This is a genomic window from Bacillus cereus group sp. N8 (genome assembly GCF_016483685.1).
GTDB lineage: Bacteria > Bacillota > Bacilli > Bacillales > Bacillaceae_G > Bacillus_A > Bacillus_A proteolyticus.
The window spans coordinates 1-21,435 of the sequence record NZ_JAEHBK010000006.1 but is presented as its reverse complement, the minus strand read 5'-3'; the positions used below and the strand labels follow the sequence as shown (position 1 = coordinate 21,435).

The following is a 21,435-nucleotide window of genomic DNA, read 5'->3' as shown; positions in this document are numbered from 1 at the left end:
GAAAAAAGAACTTGTATCGTATACAAGTTCTTTTTTTCGCTTATTTAAATAATATATCCTTACTATATTGCTTTCCGGCGAGTAAGTCATATTGAATAAACTCATATTGCTTTAACATTTCTTTTTGTTTCGCTGTTAAATTTTTTATTACTTCTCCGTCTTTTCCTATCATCAATTCGTCACGAAGTACGGGAACCTCTTCATATAACTTCGATAAAAATTGATAGAACGGTACCTTATTTAATCCAGCATAATCAAGGACAAGATTTGAAAAATAAATTGGACTTACTGAACCTAGATTGTCATTTGGTATATCAAAATTGGCATACATTAATAATGGCGTTTGTGCCATTGCTAATCGTTCACTTGGCGTTTTTTCATTTGTTATATAGCCAGTCTCTTTATAAAGAGATTTATTTGTTCCTAGTGATGGGAGATGATCTCCAAAAAACACCAATAATGTAGGTCTATCTAGACTATCTAGTTGCTCTATTAAATATTGAAGAGCTTCATCTGAACGTCTTAAACCTTCTGTATAAGTCTCTAATTCAGCCCTCGATTCTTCATTTTCTAATCCACTAATCCCGATTTGATTTTCGCCAAATCTTCCTTCTGTAAATGGAAAATGATTTTGCATCGTAACTGCATGAACAAACGTAGGTTTCTTTTGCTTCTCTAATTCAGCTATTATCTCTTTACTTATAGATAAATCGCTAATATAATCTCCATCAACCTCTACATTTTCCATCGTATCTTGTGCATTAAAATTATCAAAACCTAACACTTTATATACATCATCCCGTTTAAAAAATGAGCGACCGAACGAATGAATAGCGCTTGTGTAATACCCTTCTTTTTTCAACGTTCGAGGAATGGATGGAATTTCTATTTTATTTGTAACGACTTGCTGATATGGTATAGATCCTGGTTTTAACAAACTCATTGAATAACTCGTTAACGCCTCAAATTCAACGTTCGCAGTATTCCCTCCAAATGTTGGCGAAATAGTTTGTCCACCTGGAAAATTTTCTATATAATGATGCAAATTCGGTAAAGGATCTTCACTAAAGGAAAGATTCGTTAATTTCGTTGGATCCCAAAACGATTCACTCATTACAAAAATAATATTTGGTTTCTCTTCTTGCTTCTGTGCCTCTATATTGCTACCATATTGTTTCTTTATGTCGTTTGCTATTTGAAGCATATTTTCTTTTGAATAATCTTTCGGCTTTTCAATGACTGTCGTATCTAGATTACTTATAAAGCCTAACACAAAACCATTCAAAGCATAATTTTCATTTTGATTCCACAAAACGAACTCTATACCCGACTTTTGGAACCATTTATTCATAAACGTATTCGTAAAATTACCATACGCATATAAAACAAAAACGGATCCTACTACTAAGAAGGCTCTTACTCCTGGATGAATCTTTACACTTTGAATATATTTTCTAATATATATCCCCGCTATAATACAAGCTACAATACTTACGATAACGACAAAAATATAACTCCAACTAAAATATTCCATCACCATCGGTATAACAGATTGCATATGGCCAATCTGTGTAAAATCAGAAGGATATAGCGGATCTCCCCTAAAAACAATTTTAAAGTGATTTACAATAGCCAAAATAATTAATACACTGCTTGTCAAAATAGTACTCAAAAAAACTTTTCCAAGTACGTTGTACACCAAGACATATATCGCATAAATTACAATTAAGCTAAATATAAACTGTGCATTATAGCTGTAAATCCAATTCATTGTATTTACGAGATCCATATTATTTTGCATAAAAATAAAAAGTAGAGTAACCGCATGAGCTACTAAAAAAGTTCTAATATAAATCCGAATAATCGGTTTAAATTTATTAACTATACCTTTATTTAAATATGCAACATACAGTAGTACACCCCACATCAAAATTGTCATTATGCTTAAAACAATTTTTTGATTTAACATATCTTTCATCGCATCTAAACTAAAATATTTTAAAATCAAGAAAAGTGTGGGTACAACATATAAGGTTACTAAACCACTTAAAAGCGCTGAAATTAATATACTTCTTCTTGGCTGATGAAATGAATAATTATCCCTCAATTCATTCCCTCTTTTCTGTTTATTAATTTCACCCCGCACCGTAATAAAATATTACTTATATAAACATAACATATTATGTACACAACGTCTTCTCATGTACACCCTCCGTATAGTATCATCTGTTACCTTTTGTACATACCGAATAGAAAAAAGAGATTTCCTAAGAAAGGAAATCTCTTTTTCATTACCCAACACTTTGAACACGGCCAATTTGTCCATCTTGTAATCGAACTTTAATTCCGTACGTATGTGTTTCCGTGTTTGTTAAAATGTCTTTCACAACACCGCTCACAGTTTTACTATAATCTTTATCTAATTGGATGACTACATGGGAACCGACCGAAATTTGTGATCTTGTCGGCTTCCCACCCGTTGCTTTTGTTGTTTTTTCTTGTTTCTGTGTTCTCTCTTGTTGTGCAGACTGTTGTTGCTGAATCTTCTGCTGTTCTTGCTTACGTTTTTCTTCTTCTACTCTTTGTTGCTCTTCTTGCTTACGCTTTTCTTCTACTCTTTGCTGCTCTTCCTGCTTACGCTTTTCTTCTTCTACTCTTTGTTGTTCTTCTTGCTTACGCTTTTCTTCTACTCTTTGTTGTTCTTCTTGCTTATGCTTTTCTTCTACTCTTTGTTGTTCTTCTTGCTTATGCTTTTCTTCCGCTGCCTTTTGTTGTTGTTCTTGTTTACTTTCCTCTTCTACCTTCTTATCTTCTTCAACTTTCTTTTCATCTATTTTCTGTTCTTCCGTTGCCTTCAGCTTGTCCTCTTCATCTTTACAAGCTGTTAAAATAACTACACATAAGCCCGTAAGTACAAATAATAATAATTTCTTTAACATTAAAAAATCCTCCTATATATACATTACAAATAATGACCTTTAATAGAATAACAAATATGTATGAACCCATTTGTCGTAATTTGTCGTATACATTGGATTTCCCATGTAACACTACATGCTACAATCGAAAAAAAGGGGGGCAATATGAATACACATATAATCTCGTTTCCAAAAATCATGTTCCTCATTATTTATTTCATACTATATGTTCCATTCTTCATTCAAATTATTTCTCACAAGCCGTTAGAACTTGGATTGTTTTCTCATACCCTTATCCTCTTTTCTTTTTTAGCAATTACCATTTTAAATTATAAAAAGAAACAAATAATCTTTACTATAATTTTTGCAAGCGCGGTTTTACTTGTCAGCACGAGTTTCGGAAAACTATTATTATAGAAAAGAACCTGTCATATGACAGGTTCTTTTCATAATTTATTAGGATACGATGATTAGCATGTTTACTATACAAGAGGAAGCATCCATAATTTCCATATGATACTTACGATTGCTATAAATACAAAATCAAAAAAATCTAATCTCGGACCCTTTTTCATAGTCATATCTAACCACATATGAACCAATTTCAATCTTTTGTATTTATGAATATTTTTCTTTGCAAATCGGTAAGTGAGCACTTGCATGATGTAAAATCCAGTTACGCAAATAAACAATAAGATGAGAAATTCAACCACGAAATTCCTCCCTATTTTTGAAGCGTTCTTTCTACGATATGGTTCTTCAAGACCCATTCCTCAAACTGTGCACTTCCAAATTCCCAGCTCAAATCACGAGCATGTACAGAAAAAACATAATAACCAGCATATTCGTCCATAAACCGGCCTGTCTCTATCTCCTCTTTCTGAAGACCGTATACTCCAAAATTAAAATACACATCCCACACGTCTTCATGCTTCCTCTTATAAGCAATCGATTCCATATCACATTCAGTTCCGAAATAATCAAGATGTAAATGAACGCTATCGTCGTATTCATACTCCATTTTATCACCCCTTATATTTGTACTTCTTTATTACCCAAAAAATTCCTGCTATCTATACTCACATATGGGCACTTACCTACATATTATGCTTGTAGATTGACTTCTAGGAGGTGTCATATAGTGAAAAAATTAATTACCGTTTTTTGCATCATGTTACTAGCTGTTTTCACATTCGTTGCTTGTAGTAGCACAAAGGAAAGTACGAAAGAACAAGATCAAAAAATTCGCGTTGGCGAAGTTACCCACTCTCTTTTCTACGCACCATTATATGTTGGAATTGAAAAAGGATTTTTTAAAGAGGAAGGTTTAAATATTGACTTACAAACAACAGCTGGCGGAGATAAAACGATGACCGCTCTTTTATCTGGCGGAATCGATATTGCGCTTGTTGGTTCAGAAACGTCTATTTATGTTCATCAACAAGGAGCAAAAGATCCTGTCATTAATTTTGCTCAACTTACACAAACAGATGGCACATTTTTAGTTTCTCGTAAAAAATTAGATTCTTTTAATTGGAATGACGTAAAAGGCGTTACGTTTTTAGGACAGCGTAAAGGCGGCATGCCGCAAATGGTTGGGGAATATGTTTTAAAGAAAAATGGCATTGATCCTCACAAAGATACGAACTTAATTCAAAATATCGAGTTTGCTAATATTGCAAATGCCTTTTCATCTGGTACAGGAGAATTTGTACAGCTCTTTGAACCGACTGCAAGTATACTTGAAAAAGAAGGAAAAGGTTATATCGTCGCGTCTTTCGGAGCTGAATCTGGCACTGTTCCTTATACAACATTTATGGCAAAAGAAAGTTTCTTAAAGAAAGATAAAGCTGCTGCTGAAAAATTCACGCGCGCACTATATAAAGCGCAGCAATGGGTTGATACACATAGTCCAGAAGAGATTGCCAATGCTGTTTCACCACTATTTAAAGACACTTCAAAAGACATTTCAGTGAAAGTAATTGAGCGCTACAAAAAACAACATTCTTATGCGACAAATCCATTATTAGATGCTTCTGAATGGAAACAGCTCCAAACGATTATGAAAGAATCTGGTGAATTGCAAAAAGAAGTTCCACATGAAACGCTCGTCAATACAAAAATTGCCGAAAGCGTTATTAAGAAATAGAGGCGAAGTGTATGAGCTTTTTACAAATACGGAACGTTTCTCACTGCTTTTTTGCAAAAGAAAATGCCAAACTTATTCTTGAAGATATGAGTTTACAAGTAGAAGAAGGAGAATTTATTTCTATTCTTGGTCCGAGTGGTTGCGGAAAAACAACGCTCCTCTCCATCATCGCAGGGCTACTTGATCCAATTGAAGGTATCGTATTTTTAGATGGTGAACCGATTACAACTAAGACCCCATCTATGGGCTATATGCTTCAGCAAGATTACTTGTTTCCGTGGAAAACAATTGAAGAAAATATTATGCTCGGACTTCATATTCGGAAGATTTATGACGAATATACGAAAGAACATACATTAAAGCTTTTACAACAAGTCGGTTTGCATGATATAGAACAGCAATATCCTCGCGAACTATCCGGCGGTATGCGCCAACGTGCAGCACTCGTTCGAACGTTAGCGACCAATCCAAAAATTTTATTGCTGGATGAACCATTTTCCGCACTCGATTATCAAACAAAGTTAAAACTAGAAGATCTCGTCTTCACATTATTACGTAACTATAAAAAAACATCTCTACTCGTGACACACGATATTGAAGAAGCAATCGCGATGAGTGATCGCATTTATTTACTGCAGGCGAACCCTGGAAAAATTGCAAAAACGTTCATCGTCCCAGAAAGTATTCGTTCCTTATCACCGTTAGAAGCACGCCACCACCATGACTTCCCATCCCTCTTCCAAGAAATATGGAAGGAGTTGGAACGACTTGGATAATATAAACCAACTACATGAACAGTTTCGAAAAAAAGAACGTAGGCACGCATGGTTAGCACGTTCTTTACAGCTTTTACTGCTCATCCTCTTTTTTGCACTATGGGAAATAGCTAGTAAAAAGGAGTGGATTGATCCTTTACTCTTTAGCTCTCCTTCGAGCATTTGGGATCTCTTCTTAGCGAAATGGATTGACGGTTCACTTTGGATTCACATATGGACGACATTACTGGAAACCGGAGTAGGTTTTATTCTCGGAACTGTACTCGGAGCTATTATTGCTACTTTCCTTTGGTGGATGCCACTTTTGGCCCGTGTACTTGATCCTTATCTCGTCGTCCTAAATGCAATGCCAAAAGTTGCACTCGGTCCAATTATCATTGTTATTTTTGGTCCAAACATTTCATCTTCTATCGCAATGGGAGTAATCATCTCCATCATCATTACCATTCTCGTTATTTACAGCGCATTTCAAGAAGTCGATTCCAACTATATAAAGGTCATGGACACATTTGGCGCAAATAAATGGCAATGCTATACGCATGTTATTCTCCCTTCATCTTTCCCTGCAATTATTTCAACGTTAAAAGTGAATGTTGGCTTATCGTGGGTCGGTGTTATTTTTGGAGAACTCCTCGTTTCTAAACAAGGACTTGGCTATTTAATTAGCTATGGATTCCAAGTCTTTAACTTCACACTCGTCTTGCTCAGTGTATTGCTCACTTGCGTCCTCGCAACTCTTATGTATGTATTTGTCGAGGCGTTTGAAAAACTCCTTATCGGAAAACGAAAAAAAAGCTGACTTAGAACGATACGCCAGAGTCAGCTTCTTTCTTTTATCTTTTGTCGCACATTTTTGATTCATTTGTAACGTTCCCATTCGCAACCGTAACTGTATGGAAACAATCTTTCACACGCACTGTAACGACATTATCTTTTCGATCAATAATATGATAATCATTAAACTCTTTATTTAATGCACTACGAATTTGCTCTCCTTCAAAAATCGGAAAACCGTGAGACATTACCCAAATGAGACCAGCAACCGCAAGAATCGTTTTCATACGCTTCATTACCTCCTCGAGAGTAAACTTATAGCCCCTATAATATGCGCATTATAATTGTGTCTAATTTGTGACATTTTTATACTAATTCTATTTTAAAGCTTCAGTTCCTTCTTCTTTTTTTAAAAAAAGACAGAATTTTCAATTTTATCAATAAAAAAAACGCAAAGAAGTAAAATTCTTCACATTTTCCCTTGGCTAAAATATATCGAACACATCAATCGCCTTAGTGTCCACTTCGTTATTCTATCGTTTTTGAAACATCATATAATCCTGATAACACTTCTGCACGCATTTTTACAAGCTCTGGGAATTGATAGAAGAAGGCAATTTTTTTATATTTTAACTCTGTTCCTTCTTTCACCTCTTTTGAATCTTGTAATATAAATGCTGTAAATGTATCTGCGATATCTTCCGCTACATTTGTTGTACCGTATTCAGACACAAACTCATCCTGTCTCTCCTTAAAAAATTGAATTTGAGCTTCTTCACTCTCTTCCACTTTCTTTTCTGTCCACTCCTGCTCAATTGGTCTCCAGAACGAATTGTAGAATTGATTTATATAAGAATTCTCCTTCGCACACCCTTCTTGTAAGAAAAGAGATTTACATTTATTTTGGTATGATGAAATATCTTTATCTTCTTCAAAAGCCTTTAAGTACTTTTCATTTACTGGTATTTGTTTATGCCCCAGCGTCAATACGTGAGCTGTCTCATGAATTAATGTTTTCATCACTTCATCGATATTTACTGCAGAATCAAGCGTATCTAAACTAAGAACCCATTCTTTCGGATATTCCACACTCGGCATAACATGAGCGACAATTCCATCATAGCCATCTGTTACCATGTCAAATTCTTTTATGTCAGTGCGATACTTAGCTGGAATAAGAGTACTGTACATCTCCCATAACGACCCATGATACCCTCTATCTTGACGTTGTTCCAGCACCTCTTCTTTCGCTTCTTTATCTTCAGCGAAAGCCTTATTCAATCGTTTCCGATCTAGTTTATCGAAATAAGGATCTACAATTGCGTCTCCATCAATATAATAAGAAGCTAAAAAGAAATAATTTTCATCATCCTCTTTTTTCATTTCTACTTCTTTCATATCCTTACTTGTATGATGTTCTGTTACATCCTCCTCTGGTACTTCAAGTTCCGAAAGTCCATCTATCTTTTTATATACTTTTTGGAGCGTTTTATCGCCTATTTGTGTACATTCTTCTGTCGTTTCACACACATCTTTCTTCTCTCTTTTCAAAGTTTGCTCCGCCATATCACATCCGGCGACTAAACCAATTGAAATTATAAAACATGTTATCTTTCCATACAATTTTTTCATTTAAACCTCCGTCGTTACAGCCTACAAAAATATGATAATCATTTTCTGACGAATATGCGATAATTATTTATAAAAGCTTTGAGGAGGTTACATATGATTCATGCTGTGCTATTTGATTTAGATGGGACACTATTAGATCGACGACAATCTTTAGAGCGATTTATCCATGACCAATACAATCGCTTTTCCCTTCATTTTATGAACATTGAACAATCCGAGTATTGTTCTCGTTTTCTTGAACTCGACAACAATGGCTACACGTGGAAGGATAAAGTATATGCTACTCTCATTGGCGAATATAATATTACCACTTTAACACCAGAGCAACTGCTGCACGACTACATTACAAATTTTCAATATCATTGTATCCCTTTCCCAAACATGCATGAATTACTTCAGCGTTTAATACAACAAAATATTAAAATTGGCATTATTACAAACGGCTTTACTGATTTTCAAATGAACAACCTTCGTGCCTTAAACATACATACGTATACAAATACAATTCTCATTTCAGAAGCAGAAGGAATTAAGAAACCACATCCTGAAATTTTCGAACGAGCTTTGCAAAAGCTAAATGTAAAAGCCGAAGAATGTCTTTACGTTGGAGATCATCCAGAAAACGATGCGCTCGGTTCTGAACAAGTAGGAATTCTTGGCGTTTGGAAGAGAGATTTATTTTGGGGTGACTTTGAGCATTCACGTGTGATAGATGATTTATTAGATGTTCTTTCGTTTTTAGAGGGAGAGCTAAAAACAAGATGATAGTAAATAAATTATATGAGCGATTTACCGCCAAAAAGAGGAGGCCATTATTCAAAAACGCCTCCTCTTCCTTTATTATTCATAAACTGTAAACTGCGGTTTACTCGGATGATCTTTTACTAGTGCATCATCTGGAAACTTTGAAACTTTTTGATATAGAGCAATGTCACCAATACAACTTGCTGTTAGTAGAACCCCTAAAAATGAGAACGCTTGAACATTCATAGCTAATCCAATTGCAATCGGTAAAATTCCAGTCGGTAAAAATGGCAACATTAAAACTTTCTTCATTTGCTTTACTGTAATTTCCTTTTTAGAATGAGCGTATGCTACACCTAATTTCCAATTGACACCCCATTTCAGCTCACTCCACGGAACACCTCCGATATAGCGAAATCCTATTAAATGTATCGCTTCATGTATACAAACGAGAACAATCATTCCAATAATTAAAAGAAACATAATCGGCAATGTAATTTCAAATTGAAACTTACCTGAAAAAAGCGCATGTAAATAACTAATTCCAATCGCCAGAGCGATTATTATAAAAAATGAATAGATATTTAATTTAACCATCGAAACAGTAACAGTCGTTTCTTTTCTTTTATCCATCTTTCCCCTCCTAAAATGTAAATATATCTTTACAAAATTTTATAATATACCCAAAAATATGTAAAGATATATTTACATTCTTGAACAAAAAAAGAAACCAGCCATTTTACTTCGTAAAACAGCCGATTTCTTCTATATGTTTCATCGTACGCGCTAATACATCGTCGCGCATAATAAAGCTAAATTTTCTATCAGTTTTAATGTTGTCAGGAATGTCTGTTAATAAAACAGAGCCTTTCGTTTCTTCGTAATGCGTATGTTCTTCTACCGCACTAATTGTTGCAAAATAAATGTTTTTAATGATTATTTTGTCTTTTCCAGATACTTTATATTGTCCTAAGTAAGTTAAATCAGAAACTATGCCGCCGGTTTCTTCATGAACCTCTCGAACTGCCGCTTCTTCCGGTGTTTCCCCTAGTTCTACTTTACCACCTGGAAATTCAAGACCGCGACGTAAATGATGCGTTAATAACCATTGATCCCCGTACCGGCATACAACCCAAACATGCTTTGGCTCAGGAGAAAATGGATAACGTTCAAACGATAATTGTACAGTGTTGTGGTAATAATCTTTAAATTTGTACATGCCATTACTCCCCTATTGATGGTTACAAGTTTTTCCTACCACAAATTGTAGCATATTCTCGCTTTTCTGCATAATATTATCCAATTACAATCCATTGATTATTCCCATTTGCGCGACTAATTCTTTCGTCTCATGATTTCCTAAATCATAAATCATTTTATATGCTTTTTGTAATTGTTCATCATATCGGTCATTATTTGAATCGTGATGATACTCAACAAATGGAACGTGAGAACGTACAAATGAACCTAAATCCTCTACATATGCTTGATCAAAGTACTCTCTTAACTCCGTAATTTCCTCATCACTTGCGGAAATCTCAAAATTATACGTATCCGCCGTCTTCACTTGTGAAATTTGACCATTTGCTATTGATATATAATATGTTTTTTTCTGCTCCATGTAACACCCTTCTTTCATCCTTTTAATTTCTATTGTTTTCATCAATTACAAAATTATGTAAAATAAAGAAAAGGAGGGATTTCCATGTTCAAAATATTAATTATCGGTATTATAATCGTCCTAGTCATCCTCGTACTCTCCGTCATGACGATTAATAAAGGCTATGCATATAAACATTCTGTTGATAAGCCCGAAGATAACCCTTACTCGAAAAATAATAAGGGGGACTCATAGTATGCTTCGAATACTTCGCATCGCAATCGCACTCACTGTGATAATTATGTCGGCAATTGGGCTCTATACAGGTCAAAATAACTTTCTACCACTTTCACAATTTTTATTAGGCACTTTAATGTTTCTCATCGCAATTGAACAAATAAAGAAAAAAGATTCAGGAACAGGATTTATTTGTATTGCTGCTGGAGCTTTCAGTTGGATTGTTCTCATCATTAGCTATATAAAATAGAAGGAGGTACATGCATGCTAAAGGACTGCTGATTACTTTTTCACTTATTGCTTTATCTATAGCAGCCTATAGTTTTATCAGTGGCAACAGAGACATTATGCCTTACCTGTTCATTTTCTTAGGATTGATGGTTTTCACTATAGGGATAGCAGAATTAAAAAAAGATAGAAAATCTAGTGGTATATTTGCTTTCATAGCTGGAGCTGGTGCTTTATTTCTTAGCTTCTCAGAACTATTCCGATAAATAGTCTATTTAAAGGAGATTATATAATGCTAACTGGATTACGGATTGTTTTAGGATCTCTTACTCTTCTCGGACTCTCTCTTTGCACTTATTCCCTTATTACCGATAATTTCACACTTCTCCCATACGTACATTTTATCCTTAGTTGTTCCTTTATTATTCTAGGACTGAATGAATTGAAATCTGGACGAAAATCAATGAGCATTCCGTTTTTTTTCGTTGCTAGTTTTATATTCTTCTTTTTAATATCGAACTACTTTCGCTACGCATAGAATGAAATTTTGATCAATTTAGCATTTACAAGTATTCAATAAAACAGATGCTAATTTTGAAAAAAAGGGGAGATTTGTATGCTAAAAACATTTCGAATTATATCCGCTCTTATCGTCATCGCACTTGCTCTATCTGGAATGTTTACAAATCCGCTTGCTACAATGCCTTATATGCTCATCGCCTTATCCATTATGACCTTCATCATGAGCGCAGAAGAAAAACAGAAACAAAAGGAAGTAAACAGTACACTCTCCTTCTTTTCTGGCGTATTCACTTTAATCGTTGCTATTATCATTATTTTCTCTCGGTAACTATCTCTTTCTACTTAAGAAGCGCTAAAATGCACATAAGACACTTACAACTAATCATCGTTTTTATTACTTTAATTCTATGTTTATACAGCTTATTTACAATGAACTTTCAAATCTTTTCACCTATCATTTTTTTCTCTTTAGCTTATATGGCATTTTAGTAGGAATAAAGACCATTCAAAAACAGCAAAAGCAAATTGGAGCTATTAGCATTGGTTTAAGTCTTTTTACGATTGTTTTTGTTAGTCCATTTATACTGTTCTTCTAAAGGAGGATTATATGTTAAAGAACATTCGAATTATACTAGCAACGATTGCCCTCATCCTCGCTATATTTAGCCTCTTTGCAAACTTCTCTGTGCTTTTACCATTCGTATTTATCCTTTTAAGTATTATGTTTATCCTTTTTGGAATTGATGAAATGAAGAAAAAGGAAAAAGCAAAAGCATTTGTTTATTTTCTCGGTTCTGCCTCTGTTTTATATGTTGGGGTGTCTAGTATGCTTTCATAAAAAAGAAGAGCATGGTCGCTCTTAACACAATAAAAAAACTGCCCTTTCACAGGCAGTTTTTCCTTCTTATCCAAACACTTTCTCAAGTTCGTCTTTATCTTGGCTTAACCAGAAGTTCATTAAGCGCTGTGCTCCTTCTAAGTCGTGAAGCTTCGCTTGGCCACATTGTGTTTCATTTGCAGCTGGAATTTCTGTAATTTGAACCGCATCTTTTAATGTTAGTTCTAATAAATCAATGATTTCACGAACTGTCGGTGTCCCGCTTACTACAAGATAATACCCTGTTTGACAACCCATCGGTGAAATATCGATAATATCAAAATGCGGATAACGATCAATATATTTACGTAAATTAAATGCTAATAAATGCTCTAACGTATGAATAACATCTGGTTTCATTGCTTGTTTATTTGGTTGGCAAAAACGAATATCAAATTTATTTACAATACCGTCACTACCTACATTATGGACTCCGCAATGTCTTACATAAGGCGCTTTTACAATCGTATGATCTAATTCAAAGCTTTCTACTGATGGCATATAACATCTCTCCCGCTTTTAATTTAATTCCGTTATATCCAATATGATATAACGGAAATCGACATTAGTAAAGAATTATGTACGGTCGTGCTATAATACTTTAAGACTATGCTGAAAAGGAGACCATTATGAAACAGATTTTTATCGGTATTATACGCTTTTATCAAAAATTCATTTCTCCGATGACACCACCAACATGTCGCTTTCATCCGACTTGTTCTCATTATGGATTAGAAGCGTTTCAAAAACATGGTGCATTCAAAGGATTTTGGCTTACATGTAAGCGTATATTAAAATGCCACCCTTTCCATCCAGGAGGATTTGATCCTGTCCCAGATAAAAAGGATGACAAAGTAAATTCTTAATTGTCGTAACCATTCACAACTAAATCCAATTTTCCTGTGTCAGGATCTATAACAAGACCATGAACAGGTACTTCTCCCGGAAGTAATGGATGGTTGCGAAGTATTGACACACTATGTTCTACACTTTCTTCTACACTAGAGAACCCTTGTAGGAATCTTTCTAAATCGATTCCAGAATAACGAAGTGTATCTAATTTCTCTTCTGTTACGCCGCGCTCTTTCATTTTTTCAATTGTACTGCTTGCTTGAATTTTTGCCATACCACAATCGTGATGACCAACTACACATACTTCATCAGCACCAAGTTCGTATACAGCAACTAAAATACTACGCATAATACTTCCGAATGGATGTGAAATAACAGCGCCTGCTACTTTAATAATTTTCACGTCACCGTTACGCATATTCATTGCTTTCGGTAATAGTTCAACAAGACGAGTATCCATACAAGAGATAATTACCATTTTTTTATTTGGAAATTTTCCTGTTTCATACTCTTCGTATTTTTTCTCTTCAACGAATTTTTCATTGTATTGTAAAATCTCTTCTAATGACTTCATAGTAAAGAACCCTCTTTTCTCTCATTTACATTACATATATAGTGTACCAAAATATGAAAAACTCAAAAAGGATATTGTTTTATTATAAAAGCAATATATTTTCAGATAACCGACATAATTCTTTCAAAATATACACACAGCTTTGTAACAAGTCACACATACTTTACCCCTATTCTCACTATAAACTAACTGTAGATAATGTAAAAAGGAGTGAATATTTATTATGTCCGACGTTCTGTTACTGAGTCGTTTTCAATTTGCAATTACTATTTTTTATCACTTTTTATTTGTACCTTTGACAATCGGACTTGTTATTTTAGTGGCATGTATGGAAACTCAATACGCCCGCACATTGAATCCAACATACCGCAAAATGGCAAATTTCTGGGGTAAATTATTTACAATTAACTTCGTAATGGGGATTATAACCGGGATTACGATGGAGTTCCAATTTGGCACAAACTGGTCTGAGTACTCCAAATATATGGGAGATATTTTCGGATCACCTCTCGCAATCGAAGCACTCGTTGCCTTCTTCTTAGAATCTACTTTCATGGGAATATGGTTATTCGGGAAAGACAAAATCTCACCAAAGTTCCGTGCTTTCTGTATGTGGATGGTTGCACTTGGAACAAATATTTCCGCACTTTGGATTATTACAGCAAACGGTTTTATGCAAAATCCTGTTGGCTACGTAGTACGTAACGGCCGCGCTGAATTAAATGATTTCTGGGCTCTTGTTACAAATCCATATGCATGGAATATGTTCTTCCATACTGTAATTGGTTGTTATATTGTCGGTGCTTTCTTCGTTATGGCAATTAGTGCCTATCACTTATTACGTAAAAATGAAGTCGCTTTCTTCAAAAAATCATTTAAGTTTGGTTTAATGTTAGGCTTATTCGCCGCAACTGTTACACCTTTTATGGGACATCAATCCGGTGTATCAGCAGCTAAGTATCAACCAGCTAAAGGAGCTGCGATGGAAGCAGTTTGGGAAACTGGAAAAGGGCAAGGTTTCTCAATCATTCAAATTCCTGATGTGAAAAATGAAAAGAACTTTGAATTACTTACAATTCCAAAACTCGGAAGTTTCTTCTATACAAACTCATTTGATGGAGAAATTGTTGGTCTAAAAGATATTCCGAAAGAAGATCGTCCAAACGTTAACCTCGTGTACTATAGCTTCCGCTTAATGGTTGCACTTGGCATGTTCTTTATGGCATTAACTTGGTACGGTTTCTATTTAAACCGTAAAGGAAAACTAGAAAACTCAAAACGTTATTTAAAAATTACAATGTGGTCTGTCTTACTCCCATACATTGCAATTAACGCTGGTTGGATTGTCGCTGAAGTAGGTCGTCAACCGTGGACAGTTTATAAACTAATGCGTACAGCAGAATCTGTATCACCTATATCAGTTCCACAAATTTGGTTCTCATTAATTAGTTTAATATTGTTCTACACTTTACTTTTAATTGCAGACGTATACTTAATGCTGAAGTTCGCAAAAAAAGGACCAGCTGCATTAGAAGAGCCTACTACTGAAGGAGGTACAGCTCATGTCTCATGATATGCTTGCAATCATCTGGTTCGGTTTATGGGGCGTAATTTGGACAGTTTACTTCATTCTTGATGGCTACGCACTCGGTAACGGAATGATCTTCCCATTCGTTGCGAAAGACCGACAAGAACGAAATCAATTACAAGAAGCTATCGGCCCATTCTGGGGTGGTAATGAAGTATGGTTAATTACAGCTGGTGGTGCAACATTTGCTGCCTTCCCAATCACATATGCAAATATGTTTAGTTACCTATATACACCACTATTTTTAGTATTACTTGCACTATTTGCTCGTGCTGCTGGACTTGAATTTATGCACAAAGACGATTCACCAATTTGGCAAAAAACTTGTAAATGGGCATTTACAATTGGTAGTTTCTTAATCGCCTTCTTATTCGGTGTTACATTCGCTAATCTATATTACGGACTAGAAATCGGAAAAAACGGTTATGAAGGAAACTTACTTAGCTTACTAAACCATTACGGTATTTTAGGTGGTCTTTTCTTCACCGCTATATTCGTCGTATCTGGTGCTCTTTGGGTTATGATTAAAACGACTGGTGAAGTATCTGATCGTGCTTATAAAATCGCAAGACCGTTTTCAATGGCAGCTGCTATCATTTTAGCTATCTTCTATGTAGCAACTGCAAATCGCACAAACTTATTCCAAAACTTTACGGAATATCCTGTACTATTTATTCTTCCAGTACTTGCAATGTTAATGAGTGTACTCGCACTTATTATGGTGTACAAACATAAAATCGGCCTTGCATTCACATTCGTTTGCTTAACAATCGCAATGTTTATGACAACTGGCTTTGCAGGTATGTTCCCAAGAATGTTACCATCACGTATTAACGACGCATACAGCACAACGTTATACAACGCAGCAGGTAGTGAATTAAACTTGAAAATTATGTTCTTCGTTGCAATGGTCATGGTACCAATCGTTATTGGATATCAACTTTGGAGCTACAGCATATTTAAAGATAAAATTCATAAAGACTCTGCTAAAGGGTATCACTAAAATAAAAAAATACACTTCGTTTGAAGTGTATTTTTTATTTTACGTATGATTTTTGATACGATGCTACATTTCTAATCTAACAACTATGATAAAGAAGTATCACTAACAACTCCATTGTATCACAAGGCAAATACATCACTTTATGCAATTTTACATATAAAAATTATAACGTAGATTGAATTACTTGGTCATACACATCGTTATCCCTTACATCCGCCGTACTAATACCACTGAATGTTCTCACATTTAATCCGGTATTTGAAGATCCCGATCCGTTATAAGCTTTCGTTTTTTCAATCGGATGTACGTTATATTTATCACCTAAGTTAATTGTCCCGTTACAGTTCTCAATAATAACACCTTCAACAATAGCTGGCATTTTGTCACCTACTTTCATTCCGTTACTCCCATTCTATGAGAATCGCCTAAAAAAATAGCATGTGTAAATAAGAAAAAGCACTCCAGCTGAGTGCTTTTTCTTATTTACCGCTCTTATTTCTCTCACAAGCAATTCCATCACCATCACGATCTAAATGCTTACCGTAATACGGACTGTCTCTTGTAATATCGTAAACCCCAGCATCATTTGCTTCTTTACAATTAGCAAAGCGCTTTGGTTCTTGATTTGCTCCTGGTCTTTCTTCAAGCGGTAATGTCGCGTTATATAAGAACTGAACGTATTGCTCACGACTTACACGCATTCTAGGTGCGAATTTACCATCACCAGTTCCAGCTGTAATATAATTTGATTTAACTGCAGTAATCGCAGGATTCGCCCATCCATTTCTATCTACATCCGGGAAATTATGATCCCCTCTTATTTGCAATTGGAACCCTTTTGTTAAAATTTGTGCCATTTCATCGCGAGTTAACGAATCTTTCGGTCTAAAGTTCCCTGTGCCATCTCCGGCAAATACACCCATCTCTGTTAAAGCAAGAATCTCTTTTTTAAACTGAGTAGAACGATCAGTAACATCTTTATACGGATTATTATACTGTTCTTTTACTGCTGGCTTTAATTGACGGAACATAAGGGCTGCAACTTGCTCACGAGTTACATCATCACCAAATCCAAAAATCCCATTTCCATATCCAGCAACAATGTTTTTATTTGCTAAGTCCATAATTGCCTTATAAGCCCAATGATTGTTTGGAACATCTTTAAACTCTATACTTGCCTGCGCCGTCCCAATTGAAGTAAATGCTGTAGTTGCAACAATTGCACCTGTTAAAAGTAATTTTTTAAATCCCATACTTAAGTCCCCTTCTCTTTTCCATAATAACTATTTAACAATATAACAAATTAAAAAAATGTAATTTGTCATATTATGTCGAACAAAAAAAGAATCCAGCAGGATTCTTTTTTGCTAAGCACGAATGACAAGTTTAGAGACAGTTGACTTTTCCAAAAATTTATTAGGGGTAATATTTTGAAAAAGAAAGCCTTTCATATTTAACTTAACACCACTGGAATATATAGTAAATTGATAATCTTTATACGGAAGATTGCTAATGTTTAGTATAGATACTTCCCACTATGTCAACAGTAAAAACTCATCTCCACTAAAAAACAAAAAGTGCCCTCAAAGAAGACACTTTTCATAAACAGACACTATAAAACAGAATTATTTATTGTTATACGATTGTTAGATACAAAAAAGTAGAGGGAAATGCTTGTACAAAATTCTGCTTTATAAAGTCTGTCTACAACTTATATTTTAATCCTCTTCATTTGAAAATAAATATAATATGCACAATTACATACAAAAAAGAAAAGACACTCTATCGAGTGCCTCTTCAACCATTTTACTTTTAATATATCGCCTTAAATACATTTTATCATATGCATCCATGTATTTTATTAAGAAAATTCAAAATCCTTTTTCTTTAATTTCCAATTATAAAATCATGTAATATAGAATATATGTCAAATTATTATACAAATTGAGGTGTACTATATTTATGTATTTCGGAATTATTCCTCTTATATTGTTTATTATTTTTCTTATCTCGTATTTAAAAGATCCGCGAAAAATAATAAACGGCTTTTTATTTAATGCCTTTATCTGTTTTTTCCTTCTTTTTTGCGTGATCGTATCTTTGAACTCAGATAGTGCTGTCTTGCGTTACATTATATTTTTACCCTTTTTAGCACTTATCATTATGATTCCTTTCGGTATTGTTGCTTTAATGTTTGGATTATTTCTTAATGCTAGAATTTTAATGAAACGCGAAGGGCGACGTTTCACTAACTGTTTAACACTCATTGCTGCTTTAGGGATTTTATTCTTGATGTTACTCCCTATTATAGATCCAGCAAGTTTATTCTCATCACATTTAAGGCCTATTTTCGCTGGTATTTCTCTTATGACCGTATATTTCTTTATACACGTATCTAACTTCTTAACAGCATATTTTCTATACCAATTTAATAGACCGAGACGTAATCAAGATTTTATCATCGTTCTTGGCAGTGGCTTAATTAATGATAAAGTACCACCGTTACTTGCAAGCCGCATTAATAAAGCTATCGACTTTTATTGGAAACAAGCAGCTGTGAATACACCACCAACAATTATTTTCTCTGGTGGACAAGGTCCAGATGAAGGGCTTCCTGAAGCAGAAGCGATGCAAAATTATGCGGTTGAAAAAGGAATTCCTCTTGAACATACAGTGCAAGAAAATCGCTCTGTAAACACATATCAAAATATGTCGTTCTCTAAAGAAATTATGGACTCTTTAAAACCTGAAGGTAAGTATAGAAGTATTTTTACAACAAATAATTTCCACCTTTTCCGCGCTGGTATATATGCAAGACAAGCTGGCCTGAATAGCCAAGGAATTGGATCCAAAACTGCGTTTTATTACTGGCCTAATGCAATGATTCGTGAATATGTTGCAATTGTTGTAATGGGACGTAAACGTCATATGAAAGTTTGCGGGTCCATTTTAGGATTCTTTTTACTCCTATCCGTACTTAGTTTTATAATTTCTTAATAGCCTCCCATCCTTTGAAAGGATGGGATTTCTTATACTCATTTCAAAAATATTTTAAAGATAATATGGTGATAATATTCCCTGCATACATCCATTAAAGGAGAATTTTTTCAAATTAAATGTTAAAATGAAATTTGGTGTGAATTACGTAACAAATAAGAAACTAGTTTGAAACGAGGAAATTACATGGAGAAAATTATCAAAAACAAGCCCAATAAGCTAAAAATTGCTTCAAAAGCTTTGATGATTATTATTGGGGCATTTATCACAGCATACGGATTAGAAGCGGTATTAATTCCAAATAACGTATCAGACGGTGGTGTGACTGGTTTAAGTATCGTTAGTTCAAGATTATTTGGATTGCCATTAGGGGCTCTAATCGCAGTTATTAACATTCCTTTCGTTTGGTTAGGATATAAGCAAATCGGTAAAAGCTTTGCAATTTATTCCATCATCGGGATTGCTTCATTAGCAATAGGTACCGTTGTCATGCACGGAATACCAACTATTATTGAAGGCGATACACTACTTGTTACAGTTGTTGGTGGTATTATTATCGGTTTCGGTATGGGACTAGCATTACGTAACGGCGGAGCATTAGATGGAATCGATATGCTAGCTGTATTACTTTCTCGCAAGTTACCTTTTGGAACGAGTGACCTTATTTTATTCTTAAACATGTTCGTGTTTATTTTCGTATCAACAGTATTCGGTCTTCAAGGAGCTATTCTTTCGGCAATTGCTTACTTTATTGCTTCGAAAGTGATTCATATCGTTGAAGTTGGTTTAAGTGGTTCGAAAACATTTAAAATTATCACAAAAGAGCCTGAATTAATGGTAGAAACAATTCGCGATCGTTTAGGCCGAAGCGCAACATACAATGAAGTTTATGGTGGTTATTCAAGAGAGCAATTTAAAGAAATTTCTTGTGTAATTAACCGTTTAGAAGAAAGTAAAATGAAAGACCTTATTAATGAAATTGATCCCAATGCCTTTATTACAGTTTATGACGTAGCAGAAGTAAAAGGTGGTAATTTCAAGAAACGTGATATTCATTAATCGTTATACAAAAAAGAGGCAGTCCCCAAATTTCGGGACTGCCTCTTTTTATTATTAAGTTGCTATCGTTGTCAGTTTTTGTCAGTAAGTCGATATATTTCAATAATCGCTGATATATTTTCAGTTGTGGTCGATATATTCTAATAATCGCTGATATATTTTGGGTTGCGGTCGATATATTCTAATAATCGCTGATATATTTTGGGTTGCGGTCGATATATTCTAATAATCGCTGATATACTTTTACTCCCCCCATCTTCCCCCACTTTTAATCCATGCTACGTATTTTTGAAAGACAGGTACTTCCTGTTGAAAACGAAGCGGAATATATAGAAAGAGAGTACATGTACATAATATCCATAGAATACCTACTACAAAGTGAAATTTCATCGTTGTACTAATAAACAAACTGAGGGATAATACGAGGAACATAATCAAACTAAACCTTTTATATATAGTCATAATAATCTCCTCCTTATAACTTAATTGTACCAGCTACAAGGAATTAATTTCCATAATAAAAAAAGACCGAAAATGGTATTATCCCTGTCAAGTAGACAGTATTAAAAAGACTAAGCAGCCATCGAGACTCGATATTCTATCGGAGCTCGATGGTTGAGTCGTTTTTGGAACCGTTTATAGTTATAAAAGTAAATATATTCTTCAATTGCTTGTATTAAATCCGCTTCTGTTTTAAAATGATTCAAATACAACATCTCCGATTTAAAATGGGAGAAAAATGATTCGATACAGGCATTATCATGGCAGTTTCCTTTGCGAGAGTGGCTGCCAATGATACCTAACTCAAAAAGTCGTTTGTTGTAGGCATGAGATGTGTACTGGAATCCCTGATCTGAATGGAGAATGGTTCCACGCACATCTCTTTTTTGTGCCAACATTTCAAT

At 34.6% G+C, this 21,435-nt stretch carries 30 protein-coding genes and 1 pseudogene; 16 read left to right on the top strand and 15 right to left on the bottom strand.

Going from position 1 to position 21,435, the window contains the following annotated elements; genetic code table 11:
* Positions 1-40: 40 nt before the first annotated feature.
* Both JDS80_RS11530 and JDS80_RS11525 read right to left on the bottom strand, forming a co-directional pair.
* Positions 41-2,107, bottom strand: a complete 2,067-nt coding sequence (locus tag JDS80_RS11530) for an LTA synthase family protein (protein ID WP_199638485.1) — start codon at positions 2,105-2,107, stop codon at positions 41-43.
* A 184-nt stretch (positions 2,108-2,291) separates the two neighbouring features.
* Positions 2,292-2,939 carry a YwbE family protein gene (locus tag JDS80_RS11525; protein WP_199638483.1) on the bottom strand — a complete coding sequence of 216 codons (648 nt, stop codon included), beginning with the start codon at positions 2,937-2,939 and terminating at the stop codon, positions 2,292-2,294.
* Between the two features lie 144 nt (positions 2,940-3,083).
* Here JDS80_RS11525 and JDS80_RS11520 point away from each other — a divergent pair, with 144 nt between their 5' ends.
* Entirely contained in the window at positions 3,084-3,335 is a 252-nt protein-coding gene (locus JDS80_RS11520; RefSeq protein WP_001091720.1) for a hypothetical protein, read from the top strand.
* A gap of 65 nt (positions 3,336-3,400) precedes the next feature.
* Here JDS80_RS11520 and JDS80_RS11515 read toward each other — a convergent pair whose 3' ends face one another.
* Together JDS80_RS11515 and JDS80_RS11510 are read right to left on the bottom strand one after the other, a co-directional pair.
* Positions 3,401-3,631: a hypothetical protein gene (locus JDS80_RS11515; RefSeq protein ID WP_071770468.1), complete on the bottom strand. Its 231-nt coding sequence runs from the start codon at positions 3,629-3,631 to the stop codon at positions 3,401-3,403.
* 11 nt (positions 3,632-3,642) lie between these two features.
* Entirely contained in the window at positions 3,643-3,939 is a 297-nt protein-coding gene (locus JDS80_RS11510) for a DUF3986 family protein (RefSeq protein WP_098889425.1), read from the bottom strand.
* A 120-nt stretch (positions 3,940-4,059) separates the two neighbouring features.
* Between JDS80_RS11510 and JDS80_RS11505 the strand changes: the two genes are divergently transcribed.
* The 3 genes from JDS80_RS11505 to JDS80_RS11495 are packed head-to-tail and all read left to right on the top strand — an operon-like array spanning position 4,060 to position 6,642.
* On the top strand, positions 4,060-5,067 hold the full coding sequence (locus JDS80_RS11505; protein ID WP_098889426.1) for an ABC transporter substrate-binding protein: 1,008 nt from the start codon (positions 4,060-4,062) through the stop codon (positions 5,065-5,067).
* Between the two features lie 11 nt (positions 5,068-5,078).
* A complete protein-coding gene (locus tag JDS80_RS11500; RefSeq protein WP_199638481.1) occupies positions 5,079-5,843 on the top strand; it encodes an ABC transporter ATP-binding protein in 765 nt (254 codons plus the stop codon).
* Entirely contained in the window at positions 5,836-6,642 is an 807-nt protein-coding gene (locus JDS80_RS11495; RefSeq protein WP_071770465.1) for an ABC transporter permease, read from the top strand. Before JDS80_RS11500 ends, JDS80_RS11495 begins: the two co-directional genes overlap by 8 nt.
* Before the next feature lie 34 nt (positions 6,643-6,676).
* Here the strand turns inward: JDS80_RS11495 and JDS80_RS11490 are convergent, their stop codons facing one another.
* Both JDS80_RS11490 and JDS80_RS11485 read right to left on the bottom strand, forming a co-directional pair.
* A complete protein-coding gene (locus JDS80_RS11490) occupies positions 6,677-6,904 on the bottom strand; it encodes a hypothetical protein (RefSeq protein WP_000849114.1) in 228 nt (75 codons plus the stop codon).
* 241 nt (positions 6,905-7,145) lie between these two features.
* Positions 7,146-8,249, bottom strand: coding sequence for a recombinase family protein (locus tag JDS80_RS11485; RefSeq protein ID WP_199638479.1), 1,104 nt, complete (start codon positions 8,247-8,249; stop codon positions 7,146-7,148).
* A 93-nt stretch (positions 8,250-8,342) separates the two neighbouring features.
* On the opposite strand from JDS80_RS11485, the gene JDS80_RS11480 reads away from it, so the two are divergent.
* Positions 8,343-9,014: an HAD family hydrolase gene (locus JDS80_RS11480; protein ID WP_199638477.1), complete on the top strand. Its 672-nt coding sequence runs from the start codon at positions 8,343-8,345 to the stop codon at positions 9,012-9,014.
* A gap of 75 nt (positions 9,015-9,089) precedes the next feature.
* On the opposite strand, the gene JDS80_RS11475 is transcribed toward JDS80_RS11480, so the two are convergent.
* The 3 genes from JDS80_RS11475 to JDS80_RS11465 form a co-directional block, all read right to left on the bottom strand.
* A complete protein-coding gene (locus tag JDS80_RS11475; protein WP_199638475.1) occupies positions 9,090-9,626 on the bottom strand; it encodes a DUF3267 domain-containing protein in 537 nt (178 codons plus the stop codon).
* A 106-nt stretch (positions 9,627-9,732) separates the two neighbouring features.
* The gene (gene mutTA, locus JDS80_RS11470) at positions 9,733-10,212 is read right to left on the bottom strand and encodes an antimutator 8-oxo-(dGTP/GTP)ase (RefSeq protein WP_000276386.1); all 480 of its coding nucleotides are present in this window, start codon (positions 10,210-10,212) and stop codon (positions 9,733-9,735) included.
* 84 nt (positions 10,213-10,296) lie between these two features.
* Positions 10,297-10,614 (bottom strand): hydrolase, encoded by a 318-nt coding sequence (locus JDS80_RS11465; protein WP_071710958.1) that lies wholly within the window; start codon positions 10,612-10,614, stop codon positions 10,297-10,299.
* An 84-nt stretch (positions 10,615-10,698) separates the two neighbouring features.
* Between JDS80_RS11465 and ytzI the strand changes: the two genes are divergently transcribed.
* From ytzI to JDS80_RS11435, 6 genes and pseudogenes are all read left to right on the top strand, one after another.
* The gene (ytzI, locus tag JDS80_RS11460) at positions 10,699-10,848 is read left to right on the top strand and encodes a YtzI protein (RefSeq protein ID WP_071744405.1); all 150 of its coding nucleotides are present in this window, start codon (positions 10,699-10,701) and stop codon (positions 10,846-10,848) included.
* 1 nt (position 10,849) lies between these two features.
* Positions 10,850-11,080 (top strand): DUF3953 domain-containing protein, encoded by a 231-nt coding sequence (locus JDS80_RS11455; protein WP_199638473.1) that lies wholly within the window; start codon positions 10,850-10,852, stop codon positions 11,078-11,080.
* A gap of 10 nt (positions 11,081-11,090) precedes the next feature.
* A complete protein-coding gene (locus tag JDS80_RS11450) occupies positions 11,091-11,324 on the top strand; it encodes a YczI family protein (protein ID WP_199638471.1) in 234 nt (77 codons plus the stop codon).
* A 350-nt stretch (positions 11,325-11,674) separates the two neighbouring features.
* The gene (locus tag JDS80_RS11440; RefSeq protein WP_199638467.1) at positions 11,675-11,908 is read left to right on the top strand and encodes a hypothetical protein; all 234 of its coding nucleotides are present in this window, start codon (positions 11,675-11,677) and stop codon (positions 11,906-11,908) included.
* A gap of 29 nt (positions 11,909-11,937) precedes the next feature.
* Positions 11,938-12,176, top strand: a pseudogene (locus tag JDS80_RS32110) (hypothetical protein).
* Positions 12,177-12,187: 11 nt separating this feature from the next.
* Positions 12,188-12,418 (top strand): DUF3953 domain-containing protein, encoded by a 231-nt coding sequence (locus tag JDS80_RS11435; RefSeq protein WP_199638465.1) that lies wholly within the window; start codon positions 12,188-12,190, stop codon positions 12,416-12,418.
* A gap of 66 nt (positions 12,419-12,484) precedes the next feature.
* Here the strand turns inward: JDS80_RS11435 and luxS are convergent, their stop codons facing one another.
* Positions 12,485-12,958: an S-ribosylhomocysteine lyase LuxS gene (gene luxS, locus JDS80_RS11430; RefSeq protein WP_001141371.1), complete on the bottom strand. Its 474-nt coding sequence runs from the start codon at positions 12,956-12,958 to the stop codon at positions 12,485-12,487.
* Between the two features lie 128 nt (positions 12,959-13,086).
* Between luxS and yidD the strand changes: the two genes are divergently transcribed.
* Complete coding sequence (yidD, locus tag JDS80_RS11425) at positions 13,087-13,323, top strand: membrane protein insertion efficiency factor YidD (protein ID WP_002112460.1); 237 nt, start codon at positions 13,087-13,089, stop codon at positions 13,321-13,323.
* On the opposite strand, the gene JDS80_RS11420 is transcribed toward yidD, so the two are convergent.
* Positions 13,320-13,883 (bottom strand): beta-class carbonic anhydrase, encoded by a 564-nt coding sequence (locus JDS80_RS11420; RefSeq protein ID WP_000838171.1) that lies wholly within the window; start codon positions 13,881-13,883, stop codon positions 13,320-13,322. The genes yidD and JDS80_RS11420 overlap by 4 nt on opposite strands.
* A 223-nt stretch (positions 13,884-14,106) precedes the next feature.
* Between JDS80_RS11420 and cydA the strand changes: the two genes are divergently transcribed.
* A complete protein-coding gene (cydA, locus tag JDS80_RS11415) occupies positions 14,107-15,456 on the top strand; it encodes a cytochrome ubiquinol oxidase subunit I (RefSeq protein ID WP_071744399.1) in 1,350 nt (449 codons plus the stop codon).
* Positions 15,446-16,474, top strand: a complete 1,029-nt coding sequence (gene cydB, locus JDS80_RS11410; protein WP_071770455.1) for a cytochrome d ubiquinol oxidase subunit II — start codon at positions 15,446-15,448, stop codon at positions 16,472-16,474. Before cydA ends, cydB begins: the two co-directional genes overlap by 11 nt.
* Positions 16,475-16,637: 163 nt before the next feature.
* On the opposite strand, the gene JDS80_RS11405 is transcribed toward cydB, so the two are convergent.
* Both JDS80_RS11405 and JDS80_RS11400 read right to left on the bottom strand, forming a co-directional pair.
* Positions 16,638-16,871 carry a spore germination protein gene (locus JDS80_RS11405; protein WP_071744397.1) on the bottom strand — a complete coding sequence of 78 codons (234 nt, stop codon included), beginning with the start codon at positions 16,869-16,871 and terminating at the stop codon, positions 16,638-16,640.
* 82 nt (positions 16,872-16,953) lie between these two features.
* Positions 16,954-17,727: an S-layer homology domain-containing protein gene (locus tag JDS80_RS11400; protein WP_199638463.1), complete on the bottom strand. Its 774-nt coding sequence runs from the start codon at positions 17,725-17,727 to the stop codon at positions 16,954-16,956.
* A 709-nt stretch (positions 17,728-18,436) separates the two neighbouring features.
* On the opposite strand from JDS80_RS11400, the gene JDS80_RS11395 reads away from it, so the two are divergent.
* Both JDS80_RS11395 and JDS80_RS11390 read left to right on the top strand, forming a co-directional pair.
* Positions 18,437-19,471 (top strand): YdcF family protein, encoded by a 1,035-nt coding sequence (locus JDS80_RS11395; protein WP_199638461.1) that lies wholly within the window; start codon positions 18,437-18,439, stop codon positions 19,469-19,471.
* 186 nt (positions 19,472-19,657) lie between these two features.
* Complete coding sequence (locus tag JDS80_RS11390; protein ID WP_098889434.1) at positions 19,658-20,530, top strand: YitT family protein; 873 nt, start codon at positions 19,658-19,660, stop codon at positions 20,528-20,530.
* 243 nt (positions 20,531-20,773) lie between these two features.
* On the opposite strand, the gene JDS80_RS11385 is transcribed toward JDS80_RS11390, so the two are convergent.
* Together JDS80_RS11385 and JDS80_RS11380 are read right to left on the bottom strand one after the other, a co-directional pair.
* Positions 20,774-20,992 carry a hypothetical protein gene (locus JDS80_RS11385; protein WP_071744394.1) on the bottom strand — a complete coding sequence of 73 codons (219 nt, stop codon included), beginning with the start codon at positions 20,990-20,992 and terminating at the stop codon, positions 20,774-20,776.
* 110 nt (positions 20,993-21,102) lie between these two features.
* A partial coding sequence (locus JDS80_RS11380) for an IS3 family transposase (RefSeq protein WP_199638459.1) occupies positions 21,103-21,435 on the bottom strand: 333 nt, incomplete at its 5' end.

Bases quoted from the DNA above. Each gene is read 5' to 3' on its own strand.
- JDS80_RS11525 (WP_199638483.1), bottom strand. From the start codon at position 2,939: ATGTTAAAGAAATTATTATTATTTGTACTTACGGGCTTATGTGTAGTT.
- JDS80_RS11520 (WP_001091720.1), top strand. From the start codon at position 3,084: ATGAATACACATATAATCTCGTTTCCAAAAATCATGTTCCTCATTATT.
- JDS80_RS11510 (WP_098889425.1), bottom strand. From the start codon at position 3,939: ATGGAGTATGAATACGACGATAGCGTTCATTTACATCTTGATTATTTC.
- JDS80_RS11500 (WP_199638481.1), top strand. From the start codon at position 5,079: ATGAGCTTTTTACAAATACGGAACGTTTCTCACTGCTTTTTTGCAAAA.
- JDS80_RS11490 (WP_000849114.1), bottom strand. From the start codon at position 6,904: ATGAAAACGATTCTTGCGGTTGCTGGTCTCATTTGGGTAATGTCTCAC.
- JDS80_RS11485 (WP_199638479.1), bottom strand. From the start codon at position 8,249: ATGAAAAAATTGTATGGAAAGATAACATGTTTTATAATTTCAATTGGT.
- JDS80_RS11480 (WP_199638477.1), top strand. From the start codon at position 8,343: ATGATTCATGCTGTGCTATTTGATTTAGATGGGACACTATTAGATCGA.
- JDS80_RS11475 (WP_199638475.1), bottom strand. From the start codon at position 9,626: ATGGATAAAAGAAAAGAAACGACTGTTACTGTTTCGATGGTTAAATTA.
- mutTA (WP_000276386.1), bottom strand. From the start codon at position 10,212: ATGTACAAATTTAAAGATTATTACCACAACACTGTACAATTATCGTTT.
- JDS80_RS11465 (WP_071710958.1), bottom strand. From the start codon at position 10,614: ATGGAGCAGAAAAAAACATATTATATATCAATAGCAAATGGTCAAATT.
- ytzI (WP_071744405.1), top strand. From the start codon at position 10,699: ATGTTCAAAATATTAATTATCGGTATTATAATCGTCCTAGTCATCCTC.
- JDS80_RS11455 (WP_199638473.1), top strand. From the start codon at position 10,850: ATGCTTCGAATACTTCGCATCGCAATCGCACTCACTGTGATAATTATG.
- JDS80_RS11450 (WP_199638471.1), top strand. From the start codon at position 11,091: ATGCATGCTAAAGGACTGCTGATTACTTTTTCACTTATTGCTTTATCT.
- JDS80_RS11440 (WP_199638467.1), top strand. From the start codon at position 11,675: ATGCTAAAAACATTTCGAATTATATCCGCTCTTATCGTCATCGCACTT.
- JDS80_RS11435 (WP_199638465.1), top strand. From the start codon at position 12,188: ATGTTAAAGAACATTCGAATTATACTAGCAACGATTGCCCTCATCCTC.
- luxS (WP_001141371.1), bottom strand. From the start codon at position 12,958: ATGCCATCAGTAGAAAGCTTTGAATTAGATCATACGATTGTAAAAGCG.
- yidD (WP_002112460.1), top strand. From the start codon at position 13,087: ATGAAACAGATTTTTATCGGTATTATACGCTTTTATCAAAAATTCATT.
- JDS80_RS11420 (WP_000838171.1), bottom strand. From the start codon at position 13,883: ATGAAGTCATTAGAAGAGATTTTACAATACAATGAAAAATTCGTTGAA.
- cydA (WP_071744399.1), top strand. From the start codon at position 14,107: ATGTCCGACGTTCTGTTACTGAGTCGTTTTCAATTTGCAATTACTATT.
- cydB (WP_071770455.1), top strand. From the start codon at position 15,446: ATGTCTCATGATATGCTTGCAATCATCTGGTTCGGTTTATGGGGCGTA.
- JDS80_RS11405 (WP_071744397.1), bottom strand. From the start codon at position 16,871: ATGAAAGTAGGTGACAAAATGCCAGCTATTGTTGAAGGTGTTATTATT.
- JDS80_RS11400 (WP_199638463.1), bottom strand. From the start codon at position 17,727: ATGGGATTTAAAAAATTACTTTTAACAGGTGCAATTGTTGCAACTACA.
- JDS80_RS11395 (WP_199638461.1), top strand. From the start codon at position 18,437: ATGTATTTCGGAATTATTCCTCTTATATTGTTTATTATTTTTCTTATC.
- JDS80_RS11390 (WP_098889434.1), top strand. From the start codon at position 19,658: ATGGAGAAAATTATCAAAAACAAGCCCAATAAGCTAAAAATTGCTTCA.
- JDS80_RS11385 (WP_071744394.1), bottom strand. From the start codon at position 20,992: ATGACTATATATAAAAGGTTTAGTTTGATTATGTTCCTCGTATTATCC.